Origin of the sequence: Mesorhizobium sp. M0601 (assembly GCF_040320845.1) — a bacterium.
In the GTDB taxonomy this organism is placed as follows: Bacteria; Pseudomonadota; Alphaproteobacteria; order Rhizobiales; family Rhizobiaceae; genus Mesorhizobium.
Genome location: NZ_JAMYQK010000054.1, coordinates 1 through 15238, shown reverse-complemented (window position 1 = coordinate 15238; position 15238 = coordinate 1). Strand labels below are relative to the sequence as shown.

General features: G+C 61.9%; 10 protein-coding genes and 10 pseudogenes. 10 read left to right on the top strand and 10 right to left on the bottom strand.

The window, feature by feature from the left end; translation table 11 throughout:
- The first annotated feature begins 13 nt into the window (after positions 1-13).
- Positions 14-898 carry a formyltetrahydrofolate deformylase gene (gene purU / locus NKI41_RS30085; protein ID WP_352686375.1) on the top strand — a complete coding sequence of 295 codons (885 nt, stop codon included), beginning with the start codon at positions 14-16 and terminating at the stop codon, positions 896-898.
- A gap of 923 nt (positions 899-1821) precedes the next feature.
- Here the strand turns inward: purU and NKI41_RS30080 are convergent.
- A pseudogene (locus NKI41_RS30080) lies at positions 1822-2346 on the bottom strand (4-phosphopantoate--beta-alanine ligase); the annotation flags it as partial.
- A gap of 767 nt (positions 2347-3113) precedes the next feature.
- On the opposite strand from NKI41_RS30080, the pseudogene NKI41_RS30075 reads away from it, so the two are divergent.
- The 7 genes and pseudogenes from NKI41_RS30075 to NKI41_RS30045 all read left to right on the top strand — a co-directional run bounded on the left by NKI41_RS30075 (position 3114) and on the right by NKI41_RS30045 (position 7824).
- A pseudogene (locus tag NKI41_RS30075) lies at positions 3114-3928 on the top strand (IS5 family transposase).
- Positions 3919-4445, top strand: a pseudogene (locus NKI41_RS30070) (DUF1403 family protein); the annotation flags it as partial. The pseudogenes NKI41_RS30075 and NKI41_RS30070, both read left to right, overlap by 10 nt.
- A 5-nt stretch (positions 4446-4450) precedes the next feature.
- Positions 4451-4893 (top strand): annotated as a pseudogene (scpB, locus tag NKI41_RS30065) (SMC-Scp complex subunit ScpB); the annotation flags it as partial.
- Positions 4894-4950: 57 nt separating this feature from the next.
- Entirely contained in the window at positions 4951-5661 is a 711-nt protein-coding gene (gene tnpB / locus NKI41_RS30060; RefSeq protein ID WP_352686372.1) for an IS66 family insertion sequence element accessory protein TnpB, read from the top strand.
- A 249-nt stretch (positions 5662-5910) separates the two neighbouring features.
- Positions 5911-6249: pseudogene (locus tag NKI41_RS30055) on the top strand (transposase domain-containing protein); the annotation flags it as partial.
- 133 nt (positions 6250-6382) lie between these two features.
- A complete protein-coding gene (gene tnpC / locus NKI41_RS30050; RefSeq protein ID WP_352686369.1) occupies positions 6383-7387 on the top strand; it encodes an IS66 family transposase in 1005 nt (334 codons plus the stop codon).
- A complete protein-coding gene (locus NKI41_RS30045; RefSeq protein WP_352686366.1) occupies positions 7384-7824 on the top strand; it encodes a UPF0149 family protein in 441 nt (146 codons plus the stop codon). Before tnpC ends, NKI41_RS30045 begins: the two co-directional genes overlap by 4 nt.
- A 187-nt stretch (positions 7825-8011) precedes the next feature.
- Here the strand turns inward: NKI41_RS30045 and NKI41_RS33405 are convergent, their stop codons facing one another.
- Positions 8012-8326 (bottom strand): transposase, encoded by a 315-nt coding sequence (locus tag NKI41_RS33405; RefSeq protein WP_502901259.1) that lies wholly within the window; start codon positions 8324-8326, stop codon positions 8012-8014.
- Here NKI41_RS33405 and NKI41_RS30035 point away from each other — a divergent pair.
- Positions 8258-8407, top strand: a complete 150-nt coding sequence (locus NKI41_RS30035; protein WP_502901258.1) for an ATP-binding protein — start codon at positions 8258-8260, stop codon at positions 8405-8407. The two genes, NKI41_RS33405 and NKI41_RS30035, sit on opposite strands and share 69 nt — an antisense overlap.
- Positions 8408-8527: 120 nt before the next feature.
- On the opposite strand, the gene NKI41_RS30030 is transcribed toward NKI41_RS30035, so the two are convergent.
- The 7 genes and pseudogenes from NKI41_RS30030 to NKI41_RS30000 form a co-directional block, all read right to left on the bottom strand.
- Positions 8528-8719, bottom strand: coding sequence for a hypothetical protein (locus NKI41_RS30030; RefSeq protein WP_352686363.1), 192 nt, complete (start codon positions 8717-8719; stop codon positions 8528-8530).
- Between the two features lie 423 nt (positions 8720-9142).
- The gene (locus tag NKI41_RS30025; protein WP_352686360.1) at positions 9143-9388 is read right to left on the bottom strand and encodes a transposase; all 246 of its coding nucleotides are present in this window, start codon (positions 9386-9388) and stop codon (positions 9143-9145) included.
- Positions 9389-9544: 156 nt separating this feature from the next.
- A pseudogene (locus tag NKI41_RS30020) lies at positions 9545-9875 on the bottom strand (type II toxin-antitoxin system HipA family toxin); the annotation flags it as partial.
- Between the two features lie 74 nt (positions 9876-9949).
- Positions 9950-10174 (bottom strand): FCD domain-containing protein, encoded by a 225-nt coding sequence (locus NKI41_RS30015; protein WP_352686415.1) that lies wholly within the window; start codon positions 10172-10174, stop codon positions 9950-9952.
- Positions 10161-10660: pseudogene (locus NKI41_RS30010) on the bottom strand (IS110 family transposase); the annotation flags it as partial. The pseudogene NKI41_RS30010 and the gene NKI41_RS30015, both read right to left, overlap by 14 nt.
- 101 nt (positions 10661-10761) lie before the next feature.
- Positions 10762-12014: pseudogene (locus NKI41_RS30005) on the bottom strand (IS256 family transposase).
- 285 nt (positions 12015-12299) lie between these two features.
- A pseudogene (locus tag NKI41_RS30000) lies at positions 12300-13522 on the bottom strand (IS110 family RNA-guided transposase).
- Between the two features lie 245 nt (positions 13523-13767).
- On the opposite strand from NKI41_RS30000, the pseudogene NKI41_RS29995 reads away from it, so the two are divergent.
- Positions 13768-14058: pseudogene (locus NKI41_RS29995) on the top strand (integrase core domain-containing protein); the annotation flags it as partial.
- Positions 14059-14096: 38 nt separating this feature from the next.
- Here the strand turns inward: NKI41_RS29995 and NKI41_RS29990 are convergent.
- Complete coding sequence (locus NKI41_RS29990; RefSeq protein WP_352686357.1) at positions 14097-14804, bottom strand: glutamine amidotransferase-related protein; 708 nt, start codon at positions 14802-14804, stop codon at positions 14097-14099.
- Positions 14805-15238: the final 434 nt, after the last annotated feature.

Here is a 15238-nt window from a genome sequence, read left to right as displayed (position 1 = left end):
TCTGGATGGACCCATGAGCAAGTATATTCTGACCGTGACATGCACCAGCCGGCGCGGCATCGTCGCCGCCTTGGCGGGCTTTCTCGCTAAGAACGGCTGCAACATCAATGACAGCGCACAATACGACGATCCCGAAACCGATCGCTTCTTCATGCGGATGAGTTTCATCAGCGAGGAGGGGCGTGGCCTGCAAGAACTGCGAGAAGGCCTTGCCGAGGTGGCAAATGACTTCGACATGAGCTTCGACATTCACGACGCCCAAGCGAAGATGAAGGTCGTCCTGATGGTGTCGCGCTTCGGTCACTGCCTGAATGACCTGCTCTACCGCTGGCGCATCGGCGCCCTGCCCGTCGACATCGTTGCCGTCATATCCAACCACCTCGACTACCAGAAGGTGGTCGTCAACCACGACCTGCCTTTCCACCATGTGCCCGTTACTAAAGCCAACAAGCCGCAGGCCGAAGCCCGAATCATGGAGATTGTAGAGGAGACGCGCGCCGACCTCATCGTGCTCGCGCGCTACATGCAGGTCTTATCGGATGCGATGTGCCAGAAGATGTCGGGTCGCATCATCAACATCCACCACTCGTTTCTACCTTCGTTCAAAGGGGCCAACCCCTACAAGCAGGCCTTCAAGCGCGGGGTAAAGCTGATCGGCGCCACCGCGCACTATGTGACGGCTGACTTGGATGAAGGTCCGATCATCGAGCAGGATGTGGCCCGCATTACCCATGCGCAGAGCTCAGCCGATTATGTGTCGATTGGACGTGACGTGGAAGCGCAGGTACTGGCCCGCAGCATCCATGCGCATATCCAGCACCGCACCTTCCTCAACGGCGACCGCACCGTAGTTTTCCCGCCATCGCCCGGCGCACATGCTTCCGAGCGGATGGGGTGAAGGACTTTAGCCGTCGGCGAGTGCGAGGTGCTGAAGAGAGTGAGCGGCGGGACCAGCTCGCGGCCGTAAGTCGGAAACTGCGAGACTTGAGCGCGGGTAGTTGTGGTGGCGGCTGGCGGCATTCAAGACCCGACCCGCAGGGTCGTTCCGGTATGCAGTCCACGGCTCTTTGCCTGGTGCTCAACGTTCATACCGCTGTTGCAACGATGCTGAGAGCGCTCTTGAGGTTGTAGCCGATGGCGGTGAGACGGACCTGCACGGCGGCTTTGGCAAGGCCGCGAGATTGCATTCGGCCGTAACTGCGCTTCCATGTGCCGAATACCCTTCTCGATACGACCGCGAACCCAATGAATTGGCCGGTTCCAGGCATCGAGCCGTTCGAGCGTTTCTGCTTAGTCACGGCCTCATATACCGATAGCGACGAAGCGTGGCTTGCCACCTTGGCGCGAACCGCACCGCCCAAAGGCGGCCTTGGTAAGGGCTGTCGGCAAAGACTTACCAGGGTCGTCCGGCAGTGCAGCCGCTCGCGAATGAAGTCGGCACACGGGGCGAGCTTGCGCAAGACCAACATGACGCGGTCATCATACCGTACTATCGGGGAGACGCTTTGGCGACGAATCGCTCGACGACACTGGGTTGGGGCAGATATTGCATCTGCCGCTTCAGGGTCGGCCACTGCCGATTCCGGAAAGGTCGACGGCGCGATCTATGCCTGGCGGACTGGGTATTGATCTGGCGCTGCGCTATTTGCGTCTGGGAAGCGGCAGCCTGAACATGGCATTCGCACCTAGCCGTTCGATCGCCCGCCATTGAGCGCCTCGTGTGCGATGTTCTACACGATGAGCGCATAGCTCCGCCACCTGCAAAAACAAGTGCAGCAACCTTGCGGAACAGGACGGAGGGAGCAGCCGGCGAAATCCGTCTCAAGCCGCCGCGCGCGTGGTGGCTCCCGACCGGGCCGGCATTGCGACATTGTCGATCAGCCGCGTCTCGCCAAGCCAGGCGGCCACGAGCAGGCGCGCGGGCCGGTCAAGTGTGTGCATCCGAGCGAGGTCCTCCTCGGCTCGCAACTCGAGATACTCGACCCGGGCGTAGCCCGCCGCGGCTATCGCCGATCGCGCCTCGTCGAGCGTTGCGTCGACCGCCGCTCCGCCAGCGACGCGTGTGGCCGCATCGGAGAGGATCGCGGCAAGCCTGGGTGCGGCCCGCCGCTCTGACGGTGACAAGCGCACGTTGCGCGAGGAGAGCGCCAGCCCATCGGGTTCACGGACGGTAGGGCAAGGGACGATGTCGATCGGAATGTCCAGATCACGCGCCATGCGCCGCACCACGTGCAGCTGCTGGAAATCTTTCCCGCCGAAGTAGGCGAGATCGGCGCCGGTCTGCAGCAAGAGTTTTGCCACCACGGTGGCCACGCCTTCGAAATGCCCCGGACAGAACGCGCCGCAGGTGCTGCATGAACGCAAACTTCATCGAGATTGCGTCAGCCCCCCTTTCCGAGCCGATTGACAACCCGCAAAGCTTGTTCCGCCTATCGTGCACGCACGTCAGGCCGCCAGCCTGCCATCCGTGATCTTTTTTAGTGAAAACGACACACAGCGGAGCTTGGTGTGCTCAAATTCGATCCTCGAGCTTTCTGATCCCATACCGTTTTGATCGATACTTCTGCAACAACGAAGTTATGAAATTCCCTCGGACGCTCAAATAAATATCAAATGCGGCGAGCAGACATCACAAATTCGCGAGACCTAATCTCCATCGCGCCTTAGGCGCCTTTCAGGTTTTGACGGAAGTATATCCTGCGTTTGCGAATTAGTTGCTGCATTCTGTTGGCTCAATGGTTGTGACGAGGAGGCGATGTGACGTCAGGTGTCGATGATCCCTCCGACAAGCTCAGCGGCACCACGAACTCCTGTTCGAGGCGCTACGCCGACTCGATGTGGCGTGGAAGGCGCTGCGGTCAATCGCGGCCGGGTTGGCCGAAGCCGATGGCCCGGCGTATCTCATAAGCACCACGACTGGGTATCGGCGCCAAAGGTTGACCCAAGCTGATCGTCATAAAGTGGCAACCCCAATATGACCGAAAGGACCGATTCTTTGACTGCCAAGTGACACTCCGTGCTCGTCCTTGCGGTCGCCTTGGAGCGTCGTATCATGGTGAGGTGTGCCGCGTTGCCTAGGCTTCGTGGACAAAGGTTGACGTGAGACTCTCGGATTGATTCAAGGCTTCTTTTTGGAGGAAGCTTTGGGCGAACGAATCGGTCTGACGGACGAGGAGTGGGCGCTGATCGGGCCGTTGCTGCCGCCCGAGCGCGGGGGCGGGTGCCGACCGGCACAAGACAACCGGCTCTATTTCGAGGGCATGATGTGGATGGCGCGGACGGGTGCGCAATGGCGGCACCTGCCCGACGAATATGGCAAGTGGAACAGCGTGTTCCGCCGCTACCGACGATGGGTCGAAACAGGCGTGTTCGATGCCATGCTCGAAACGCTGGCCGAGCTGGTCGAGCGAGACGGCACCGCCGACATGATCGACTCAACCATCGTCCGGGCGCATCACTGCGCAGTCGGCATAAAAAGGGGACTCAGCAGACAGAGGGGCTTGGTCGGTCGCGGGGCGGCTTCACCACCAAGCTGCATGCCCGCTGCGATGCCAAAGGCCGTCCGCTCGGCTTCGTCCTGACGGGCGGAGAAGCACACGACATCAAGGGCTTCGCACCACTGCTGCGGATGATCGCCGACAAGATCGAAGCGCTGCTGGCCGACAAGGGCTACGATGCCGACGCCATTCGGGAGGAGTTGGCAAAAGCCGAGATCGAGGCTGTCATCCCGGCCAAGCGCAACCGCAAGGACCCTGCGCCGCACGATGCCGAAAAATACAAGTGGCGCAACCTGATCGAGCGGCTGTTCAACAAGCTCAAGAATTGGCGGCGCGTCGCCACCAGATACGACAAGACCAAGGAGTCTTACCTCGGCTTCGTCGCCATCGCAGCAGTCAAGCTTTGGCTACCCTTTGTCCACGAGGACTAGCTGCCAGGGACGGGACAGTGGGAATAATGATCGGCGCCATCGGGATCGCCGAACGCCACGGCTTGGGGCGCGCCCTTGGCGCCTGGCTCGCCGACGCCCTGCTGGCGCAACGGCTGGGTTGGGCACACGCGGTGCCGCTGCTGGGCGCCGAAGCGGTTTTGGGCATAAGCGCTCGCCCGCGTCGATCGTTGGCCAGCTCTGTCGCGACAGGCATTGAGATCCTGAGCGTGCCAAAGGCCTGCTTGCCGCCCAGGCGCGCGCTGCGCTGCGCGCCATCGATCTGTCCGCCGAGTTCGAGCGCCGCGCGGACCGGCTGCTTGCTGTTGCCCCAAAGCTCAGGGCCAAGGCGGCGGACATGGTCGTCGAAAGACTCCTGTGCGACGACGCGATCGTCGCCTCCGAAAGGATCGCCGGCATGAGCGACCGCGGGCTGCGCCGCCTGTTCGACCGACTGGTCGAACTCGGCGCCGTGCGCGAGCTGTCCGGCCGCCCGACCTTCCGCATCTACGGGCTCTGACGATCATGGCGGAGGCAGCGCGCAGGCGAGGGGGGAGCCGGCCAGATGACCGTCGATCAGCTGACCAGCGTTTGACCGGGAGCTGGATCAGCTGCCGCCGGAGGCGCGCTGGCGCGAATGGATGAACCGTGTTGAAGCGACCATCTTTGCCGCAAGCGAACCGGTGTCCCGCGAAAAGCTCGGCCGCATTGTCGGCAAAAGCTGCAGCATCGATCTTCTCATCGACGACATTCGCGAAGAGCTGCGCGGCCGTCCCTATGACCTGGTCGCGGTCGCCGGCGGCTGGAAGCACCTGACCCGGCCGGCCTATGCCGACGCCATCCGCAGTGCATTTGGCACAGCCGTCGGCGGCAGCGGTCGTGCAGTCGACCTCACGCAGTCAGAGGTCCTGGTTCTGATGTGCATCGCCTACTTCCAGCCGATCACCCGCGCCGAACTCTCTTCCTTCGTAAGCGGTGCGCCAAGGCACCTTGCAATAGGCTGATGAACATGGAGCTTTCGCGCCATGACATTGGAACATGCAGGGGGCGATATGGTCGCCGAGTTAAGCGGCGGGGCGCCGGCCGAAGATTGTGCAGCGGTGCCCGGGCGCGTGCGGCAGCGGAGGCTGTGGAGTTGCATGGAGAAGCGCGCGTTGGTCGATCGGGCGAGCGCGGCGGGGTCGTCGGTGACCGAGGTCGCGGAGGCGTTCGGCGTAGCTCCGTCACAGCTTTATGCCTGGTGCAAGCAGATGGCCGGCGGCGAGCTGGAGGCCGATCGGGCGATGGCAACTTTCGCGCGGATCGAAGTGAACGATCTGCCCGAGGTCGCGCGTCCCGTCGCCGATTGCCCGGACCCGGCCGGCAGGGTCGTCGTGGCCTTTCCGAACGGCACGCGATTGCGGATCGACGGGACCGTCGATCCGACGGCGCTGGGGTATCGTCCTGGCGGAGTTGACCTGGTGATCACCGTGGTGCCGACCGACCGGATTTACCTTTGCTGCGGCGAGACCGATATGCGCCGCGGGATCAACAGCCTGGCGCGGATGGTGCAGCAGGTGCTCGCGCTCGACCCGCATACCGGCGCGATCTTCTGCTTCCGTGGACGCAAAGGTCATATCATCAAGATTCTGGCGCATGACCAGGGGTTCTGCCTTTTTACAAAACGGCTTTCCGAGGGTTGTTTCGCCTGGCCGACCACCAAGGATCAGGTGACTGTGTCGCTTACCAAGGCATAGCTTTCGCTGCTTCTGGACGGGATCGACTGGCGCCGGCCGAACAAGATTTATCGACCGCGTCTGGCCGGCTAAATTCGGCCGTTTCTCATTGATTTTCTGTCGATTTTGCTTCCGTAGATGAGGTGTTTCGGGATGTAATTTGGGTGTCGGAACAAGCTCCCTCAGCCGCTGATTTCCTCGCTCGCATCGCCACTCTGGAGGCGGCGGTTTGTGCCCGTGACATCGCCATAGCCTGAACGGGATGAGCAGCTGCGAAGAGAGCGCGCCGAGGCCGCGCTTCGCATCCAGCGCCTGCAGCTGCAGATCGATCGCTTCAACCGCAAAGCCTTCGGCCGCTCCTCCGAGAAGCTGGACCAGATGCGGCTCGAACTCGAAGATCTCGAGATCGATTTCGCCGCCAGCGCGCCCGATCCGGAACTGCCTATCGTCGCTGACACCGACAAGGTGCGGGTGTTGCCGGTGCGCAAGCTCAACCCGAACCTGCCGCGCAAGCGGGTCGTTCGCGAGCCCTCTTGCGCATGCTGCCCGGGCTGCGGCGGCGATCTGCGCGCCATGGGCGAAGATAGCGAGGAGATGCTCGATCTGGTCGCCCAGGCCTGGCAGGTGATGGAGACCGTTCGACCCAAGTTCAGCTGCCGGACCTGCGATAAATCATCCAGGCGCCGGCACCAGCCAAGGCCATTGCACGCGGCAAGCTCAGCTATGCCGCGCTTGCCCATACATGATGGCCAAGTGGGGTTATCATCTGCCCGTCTACCGTCAGGCCCAGATGATGGCCGCCAAGGGCGTCGATATCGAGCGATCCACGCTTGCGCGCAGCGCCGGCTATGCCGCCGCCTTGCTCGATCCGATCTACAATCGCCTCCGTGAGATCGGCCGTACCCGCGCCAAGATTCACACCGACGACACGCGGCTTCCGATCCTGGCGCCCAGCAACGGCAAGACACACAAGGGCGCGCTCTGGGTTTACGTCGCCGACGACCGCAACTCGGGTTCGCAGGAGCCGCCGATCGCCTGGTATCGCGCCACCATGGGCCGCGCCGGCGAGAGCGTGATGAGCGAGCTCGCCGGATTTGCCGGCACGCTCCAGGCCTACGGTTTCAGCGGCTACAATCAGCTCTACAAGGGCGGCGCCATTCGAGAAGCTGCCTGCCTGGCCCATCTGCGTCGCAAGATATTCGACGTTCACGACAGCCAGCCGACCGAGCTCAGCACGACGGCGATGGCCGGTATCCAGGCGATCTACCGGATCGAGGAAGAGATACGGGGGCTGCCGCCCGCCGAGCGATTGGCCGCACGACGAAGGCGAACCCGACCACTGGTCCGCGCGCTGCGACGACAGCTCACGCGCCAAGGCAAGGGTTTGTCGCGCCATGCCGATATCGCGAAGGCCTTCGCCTATGGCACCAAGCGATGGCGAGCGTTCAACCGCTTCCTTTACGATGGCCAGCTCGAGCCCGACAACCTCATCGCGGAGCGGGCCATTCGCGGATTTACGGTCGGAAGGCGCAATTGGCTTTTCTCGGGCAGCTTCGCCGCGGCCGAGCGGTCAGCGGTCGTGCTCAGCATCATCGAGACCTGCAAGCTCAGCGGCGTCGATGCCGAAGCCTACATGGCCGATGTCACCGAGCGCATCCAGAACGACTGGCCAGCCTCGCGATGGGATGAGCTGATGCCGTGGAATTGGGTGCGCCGCCAAGCGATGCCGCTCTCCTTGGCGGCATGAGCGCAATCGATGACATGGCGCTGTCGGACGAGGCGCTCGAGGCCTGGATGGCCATCAAACCCGCCCCCCGCCCGCTGGTGCGGACCATGTCGGCGCTGGATGGCTTCGTAACGGCGGCGGTCACCGGGCCGCGGTTCGCGGACCCGCAAGACTGGATGTGCCCGCTCATGGGGTTGCCGCGCGACGCCCTGGCCAAAGGATCTGCTACCGATCACGCCGTGTTTGCCAGCGTCGCCAGGATCCACAACCGGATCAACGAGACGCTCTTCGACAGACCGCAGGATTATGCGCCCCGATTCGCCACCAAGCCCAGCGGCGGCATCGACCCGCGGCCGTGGTGCCAGGGGTTCCACGCAGCCATCAATCTCAACATCAAAAATGGAAATCGCTACTCGACCTCAACAACCCCAACCACGGCCTGCTGCTGCCGATCCTGATCTACTGCGTCGACAAAAAGGGCAGGCCCGTCCTCGGTAAGCCCAGGCCGGGGCCCGAGACCGCGCACTTCATCGAGCACGAGGCGTACAAAGACATCGCCCTCGTTATCCCCGCCCTGCGCGAACTCCACTACGTCACCCGTCATGACGATCGGGAGTGATCGGCGCCGGCACGCCGACCAACAGCTTAACCATCAAGACGATTTCGGGAAAGGTGCCTTGGCGCACCGCTTACCAATGAGATGCGGCCAACACGCTTGCTTTCGCCGGACTGGTTGAGAACAGGCGTTAGGCCCAGGATCGGCCCCACTGCTCTGGAATTCCGGAACCGCGCCGGAATATCGATGGTGGCCGTGTAGGCCAGCGCCACCACGGGGCCGACGCCGGGGATCGCTACGAGAAGCGTTCCACCATCCTCACAAGTCAAATTCCCGTGGATCACTGGTATGACATGATCGGCAATCCGACCATCGCCGATGCCGTTCTCGACCGCCTTGTTCATAACGCCTATCGCATCGAACTTTCTGGCGAAAGCATGCGCAAACACAAGGTCCTGCCAGTCCCAGACGCAACTCCCGCTTGACCGAAAACGAGTTCGTCGACAAATATCGAAAGAGACCCAGAGGCGCTCTAAGCCGTCCGGCTTCGCCTCGGAATCGCGTCCGGTATTCTATCGGAATAGGTGTCCGGTTTCGTCTCGGAATCACTGTCCGGAATCATTGGAATACGCAGCGAACTCGCTGAATCTGGCAAGCCGACCAATATAGACCTTGGCCGAGGTGTGCTTGTAACCAACCTGGGAGAAATGCGCTGCAATGCGGTCCATCTCTTCACCAAGTGCGCCGCTGCGAAGACGTCTGAGCACACTCGGATATTTGAAATAAAACTCCAACATTACACTTCTCTCCATCACGGGCGCGCCAGAGAAATCCTGAGCCCGAAGGAGAAAGTGATGAGATATTATGTGGCGGCAAAGCTCGCGATCACCGCAGAATTAACCGCTTTGAGACAGCGCCGCCACATATCCACGACCGACACATAAGAACGGATGGGCGCCCGTGTCGCGCACCAGCGCCGCCAGCCGTCCGGACCTTTGCGGAAGTCGACCGGCCGTGTCGCGACATAGACCTTGGCTCCGACAGGGATCATGCCGCGCGCACGGCCCGGATCGTCTCGACCAGAAGGACTGGAGCAACAACGCTCCCCACGCGGATCGTCGCATCCCCGATGACGATTTTCAGGCCGTCTGCACGAGCGCCATTCTCACGCGCCACTTCCACCGGCGCGAAGCTCTGCGGCTCTGCTCCCGACCCGCGCGTCAAGACAACAATCTCGCCGGAGCGCGGATCGCCTTGCGCCTCCAGGCGAACACCTGCTGCGGGCTCACGTGATGCGCCCGCGCCACCGCCGACACGTTCGCACCCGGCGCCAGCGCCTCGTCCAGTATCCGCGCTTTCGCTTCCGCCGACCAGCGCCGGCGCAGCAAAGGCATCTCCTCGAGCCGGTTCGCTACCGCCTCGATAACCGCAAATGTTTCAAGTCTCGACTTGGGTGAAGACTGCAATCAAACCTCCCGCGCAGATTCATCACGAGAGTGTCGCCGTCTTCATCACGCCGCGAAACATGGCATCGGATTAGCGCTTCCCCATCCATCCAAGGCTCTATGGGGAAAGCCGAAGACGCAGGGCAGTCTGACAACCTGCCGACTGACCCAGGTGCCGATGAGTTGGAGGTCCTCGTCCCGGAAAATCCGCTCGGTGATCTGGAGCAGCGTCCGGGTTTGATCAAGGCGGGAACGCCGGCCCAGATCGGCGCTTGGAAGACCGCTTCGCCGACCCAGCGGAAGCGCAGGCCCCGAGGCGCGTCTCGGCGACTCCGAGCAGGTAATCGCTCTCCGCAAGGGTGCGGACAGTACAGCCGTCGCGTTCGGCGGCGCGGCGTTCGGCGCGTTGCATAAGGCGACGACCCCAGGTGTCGGGTGCGGAATCGCCGATCGAGCCGAACGTGGTCAGTCCGGTGGGAGGCGCGAACGCGCCGCGGGTTAACCCCAAGTGCAGGCGAACATCAGCGCGACCGCCCGACCAATGCCCTTGCCGGCGCCGGGTGACCACCTGGGGCATTTTTTCTATCCGAGACGGGCGGGATTTTGCCGGGCGAAGAGTTCCAGCATAACGGCGGTATGGTCGAGGTGATTGCGCATGGCGGCCCGCGCCGCCTCCGACTCGCCCGATCGGATGGCTTCGAAAACCGCGCGATGCTCTTCCAGGGTGGAGCGATGGCGGTCCTCCGGCGTCATCAGCATGCGGCGGACACGCTCGAGATGGATGCGAAGGGTGAATGCGCGCCTCAAACTTCACGCTTCCGACAGCGCCGACCTTGAGGCCGAAGTTGCGGAGTACGCCGCGCAGATCGTTCTCGATGGCAAGGGCCTTTTCCTGCAACAGCTTGCGCGCCGTCAACAACGCCCGCCGCTTCTGGCTGGTTAGCGTCTTCACATGCACCGGGCGGTATAGGTTGACGCGCATCATCTGCGCGATGCCGCGCGCATCGTTGCGATCGCTCTTGTTTGGCTAGGCCTTAAGGAATGCCTTGGTGTGTCGGGTCTCGATGCAGATCACCGGCAACCAGCCTTGGCAAGGCCCTCAAACAGCCACTGTGACAGGGGACCGGCCTCAAGCCCGATCCGTTCAATCCACAAGGCAGCATCGTTCAGAACTACAGTTAGGTCATCGGGATCACTGACCACCTTCCCTTCACGACAAATCTTGCCCGTCTCATCAACAATGCAAATGGAGGTTTCTTTCACCGAAACATCGAGGCCAATATAATGCTTCACGCTGCGTTCCTTTCCTGATGCTTGTGGCTGTTGCGTGCAGACCACGTTTTACCATCAACCAGGAGCGCAGAGCTATGGTCGGAATTGGGTGATGAGGCCGATCAAGCGGCGCGGTGGTTTGGTGTCGCCAACTCTGCGACACCGTCGGTGAATTTGACGCCGGCGATGACCATTGGCAACTGATTTTCGCCCTTCAGCCGCCGCCAGGTTTTGGCCCGCTCATGACCAGCTTGAAGACCATGAGCCGTGCCGTCGTGTGGGACAGCGCCCCCTTGGTGCGCACGGTCCGGTGCCGGACGGTGGCGAAGACGCTTTCGATCGGGTTCGATGTGCGCAGGTGGTCCCAGTGCTCGGCCGGGAAGTCGAAGAAGGTCAGAAGCGCCTCACGGTCCTTGGTCAGGCAGTCGACGGCCTTGGGATATTTGGCGGCGTATTTGTCGACGAAGACGGCAATAGCTGCCTCGGCGGTCGCCCGATCCGGCGCGTCGCGGATCTCGCGCAGATCGGCCTTCATGTTCGACTGCACCGACTTCGGCACCTTGTTGAGGACATTGATGAGTTTGTGCTGCCAGCAGCGCTGATGACGGGTTGAAGGAAAGATCTCCTCGAGCGCCTTCCAGAAGCCGAGCGCCCCGTCGCCGACAGCGATCTGCGGCGCGACGCACAGACCGCGGGCCCTCAGATCGACAAGCAGTTCGCGCCAGCTCTGCGTGCTTTCTCGCACGCCGACCTGCAAGCCGACCAGTTCCTTCCTGCCTTCCGGCGTGGCGCCGATGACGACCAGCATGCAGGCGGCATCATCCTCCATGCGCGCCTGAAGATAGACGCCATCGGCCCAGATGTAGACGTAGCGGCGGGCCGACAGGTCGCGGCGCTGCCAGCGATCATAGTCGGCCTGCCACTCCTCCTTCAGCCGCCCGATCACCGACGGCGACAGGTTCGGCGCCTCTTTGCCGAGCAGGGCGGCAAGCGCCTCCTGGAAATCGCCGCTTGAGATGCCGCGCAGATAGAGGACTGGAAGCAGCGCATCGAGGCTCTTCGTCCGTCGTGCCCATTTCGGCAGGATCGCCGAGGTAAACGTGATGCGATCCGCGCCCGAGCCCTCCAAAGCCCGATCTCGCAGCTTGGCACGCTTCACCGGAACCGGGCCGATCCCCGTCTGGATCACCCTTTCCGGGCCGTGGCCATGCCGCACGAGACGAGCCCGACCATCGGCCAGGCGTTCGTCAGCCATCGCCGCCAGGAACGCCTCCGCTTCCGCCTCGACCGCTTGCGCCAGAAGCCGGCGCGCGCCTTCGCGCAGAACCGATGTCAGGGGATCGTCGAGCGTGTCGGGGTGCGGAAAGGTCAGAATGCTGCCGCGCGCCTTCGCGCAGAACCGATGTCAGGGGATCGTCGAGCGTGTCGGGGTGCGCGGAAAGGTCAGAATGCTGCTATCTGTCTTCATGGCGTATCGCTCCTTCGTGAGGTTCTGGCAGGCTTTGTCACCCGCCTCGATACGCCGCCTTCTTCAAACCGTCATCACCTTCCGCCATAGCTCACGCCATCCTCTCCTGGGCGGATCAGAACCGCGTCGAATGGCATTACATTGCGCCCGGCAAGCCGATGCAGACGGATGTTGTAGAATAGCCCGTTCTTCTCATTCGGCGGCTTTTTCCACAGCCTTCTGCCTTTCCGGCCTCGTTCGCCATCGGGAAGTCGCTGCTGCATAGGCAGCTTCCGCCTTCTCGACGCGGGATCGTTCTTCGGCGCGCTTGGCCGGGATGTTGTAGTCGAAGGCGGTGCCGCGTCTGGCATGGCTGGTCGGAAGGCCGGCACGCAGCTCGACCGATCTGAACTTGCGGGCGAGCAAGGCCGGCCGGGTCCAGATGTAGTCGGTATCCTTGCTCAGCATGTGCCAGATGATCATTGCAAGCTTGCGCGCAGTGGCGACGGCCGCGATGTGCTTCCCGCGGCGCGAGGCGATCCGCTTGTGGAAGGAGCGAAGAGGTCCTGGCGATCGCACAGCCGCCCATGCCGCCTCGACCAGCATCCCCCGCGCATGGCCGCGGCCCTGCTTCGTGATGCGCCCGTGATAGGCTGGCCCCTCACCGGACTGCCGCACGCTCGGATTGAGGCCAAGATAGGCAACGAGCTTCTGTGGATCGCTGAAGCGCCGTATGTCGCCGATTGCCGCGGCAACGCTCGCAGCCACGGTGACGTCGAGGCCGGGCAACGTCATCAGGCGGCGGATTGTCGGATCCTGGAGGGCATGTACGGCGATATCCGCCTCGACCACCGTCAACGCCTCGTTGATCTGGTTAATCAAGCGAGGTGGCGCTCGATGGCGGCGCGCTCATCCGCAGGCAATATTTGCCTCGTCAGCCATTTGCGCCCGCTGATCCCGACGAGGTTCCCATGCGGACACGGCGGGATCAGGTGGGCGTGGAGGATTGACTGGATCAGGTTCTTCAGCCGCGAACGCTGGCGAACCAGCTGTGTCCGCCTGGTGACTTGTCTTCGGAGGGCAAGGGTCCCCGGATCCGGAACCCAGACCTCCGGCAGAAAGCCCGAGGCGTAGAGCTTCGCAAGGACAGTGGCGTCGATCGTGTCAGTCTTCACCTTCGCGTGCGCGATCATGTGCACCTGCTTGGGATTGGCGATCACGATCCGATCGACGTAGGGCGACAGCACTTCAGCGACGGCAGCAGCATTGCCCGTGGCCTCGATCACCACATGATCATCGTGGGTGAGTTCCTTCCTGGCGAACTCCTCGAGCTTATTGCGCAGCATTTGAACGCGGCCGAGCTTGACGATCTTGCCATCAAGCAACGACACGACCTCGGCGGCTACGCGGTGTATGTCCATGCCGATAATGCGCACGGTTCCCTCCATCGTTGGTCACGAACAGGGAGCGAGCGGGCAACACGACAAATACGGATCCGCGCTCGCAGCGCATCCGGGCGAGTCGTAGGGGCGGCCAGATAATGTGCTCGAACTCGCAGTTCATCTGCATACGACGGCCTGCCCGCACTTGCGTGCTCCCGGTGCCCCGTGGCCCGGATGCGCCAAGCTTAACGAACCTGACGTACCGAACAAACGATGGCACCAAGAACATCATGCCGGATAATGGCTTTATCGAGAGCCTCAACGGCCGACCGCGATGAACTGCTCAACGTGACGCTGTTTACTTCGCTGGCTCAGGCACGCGTCGCCATCGCCCTGTGGCGCGCCGACTACAACACCGGGCGGCCGCATTCCCAAATCGCCTGGCAGACACCGGCCGAGTTCGCCACCACCTTCAATCTGCGACGGTGTCGCTCGCGCTGCGCTGCGCCAAAGGCTCCGCGCCAGCGCCCGTCGCTTCACCCGCCCAGCAGGGCACAACCCACGCCGGAAATGAACTCAAAACTGGATAGAAACTGGGGGCAACGTCACGCTGCCTGCCTGGCTTGGCTTAGGCGTTTTCAGCATCCAACCCTGGGCCAAACAGCCGGTCGAGGAAACCCATGAACCACGCGTGCTGCGCACGGTCGTGTATTGCCATCAACCTGTCCTGTTCTTCGCGAGGTTGCGCACCGGGCCTATCATAATTCTTGTTCTCACGCTGCCAGCGCCGGAAGATTGTCGGTGTCACTTCCGAGTGGAACTGGAAGGCGAAGGCCTGCCTTCCATATCGGAAGGCCTGATTTGGAAAGAGCTGACTTCCAGCGAGCAAATCGGCGCCTCGCGGCACATCAAACTGATGCCAATGTGACTCCGTGACATGCAGACGGTCGGGAAAGTATTCCTTTCCGGCTTCCGTCGCTGTGAGTTCATAGTAGCCGAACTCGCCGGGCTCGGCGGGCAAAGGACCGACGGCCGCGCCCAAGACGTTTGCCACTATCTGGGAACCGAGGCAAATTCCAAGCGTCGGCACATTGCGTTTAAGGCACTGGTCGACCCATTTTTTTTCGTCCTTCAGAAAAGGATGCTTGTCATCGTCGAATACATTGAACCTACCGCCATGCACAACGGTCCCGACAACCCCGTCGTCGACGTCACCAAGGGTCTCGCCCTTGAAAGGCATGACGAATTGTGGCTCTACGTTCCTTCCTCGAAAGAAGGTCGTGACGCGATCATCGCCGAATTCCTCGTCGTGGCAAATTACGACTATACGTGCCATTGACCGCTGCTCTCCCCCACGTTGTCCGACTTCCGAATGCTCGGGAACTGCCACACTCGCCCACGCGATAGCCTGTAGGGTGGATAAGTCGTTGCAATCTCAAAAACTGATATGCAGGTTATTTTCATTTGAGTCTCCTTATTGGCTCGCTCACGTCTACAAGTTCCACTCGAAACCGGCAAACAAAGAATAGATATGCCAGTCATCGGTAATCGAGATGATCAGCGCTCACCCAAAGGTGTTCGCCGTGCTTTAGGTAGGACGTCGAATGACGGAGTTACCAAGGCCATAGGAAGATTTGCAATGCGCAAAGAAACTCAGTAGTTGATCAGCATCTCACGAGACATGTTGCTCAGCGACTTCGCGCCGTTCTCGGTCACTCGGACAGTCTCACTGAAGACGTACCCGTCGTCCTTCTCAAAAATGCCGATGAG

What these genes read in the sequence shown, in the direction of transcription:
- NKI41_RS33405 (WP_502901259.1), bottom strand. Translation starts at nt 8,326, where the DNA reads ATGAACAAGGCGGTCGAGAACGGCATCGGCGATGGTCGGATTGCCGAT.
- purU (WP_352686375.1), top strand. Translation starts at nt 14, where the DNA reads ATGAGCAAGTATATTCTGACCGTGACATGCACCAGCCGGCGCGGCATC.
- tnpC (WP_352686369.1), top strand. Translation starts at nt 6,383, where the DNA reads ATGATGGCCAAGTGGGGTTATCATCTGCCCGTCTACCGTCAGGCCCAG.
- NKI41_RS30030 (WP_352686363.1), bottom strand. Translation starts at nt 8,719, where the DNA reads ATGTTGGAGTTTTATTTCAAATATCCGAGTGTGCTCAGACGTCTTCGC.
- tnpB (WP_352686372.1), top strand. Translation starts at nt 4,951, where the DNA reads ATGACATTGGAACATGCAGGGGGCGATATGGTCGCCGAGTTAAGCGGC.
- NKI41_RS30045 (WP_352686366.1), top strand. Translation starts at nt 7,384, where the DNA reads ATGAGCGCAATCGATGACATGGCGCTGTCGGACGAGGCGCTCGAGGCC.
- NKI41_RS29990 (WP_352686357.1), bottom strand. Translation starts at nt 14,804, where the DNA reads ATGGCACGTATAGTCGTAATTTGCCACGACGAGGAATTCGGCGATGAT.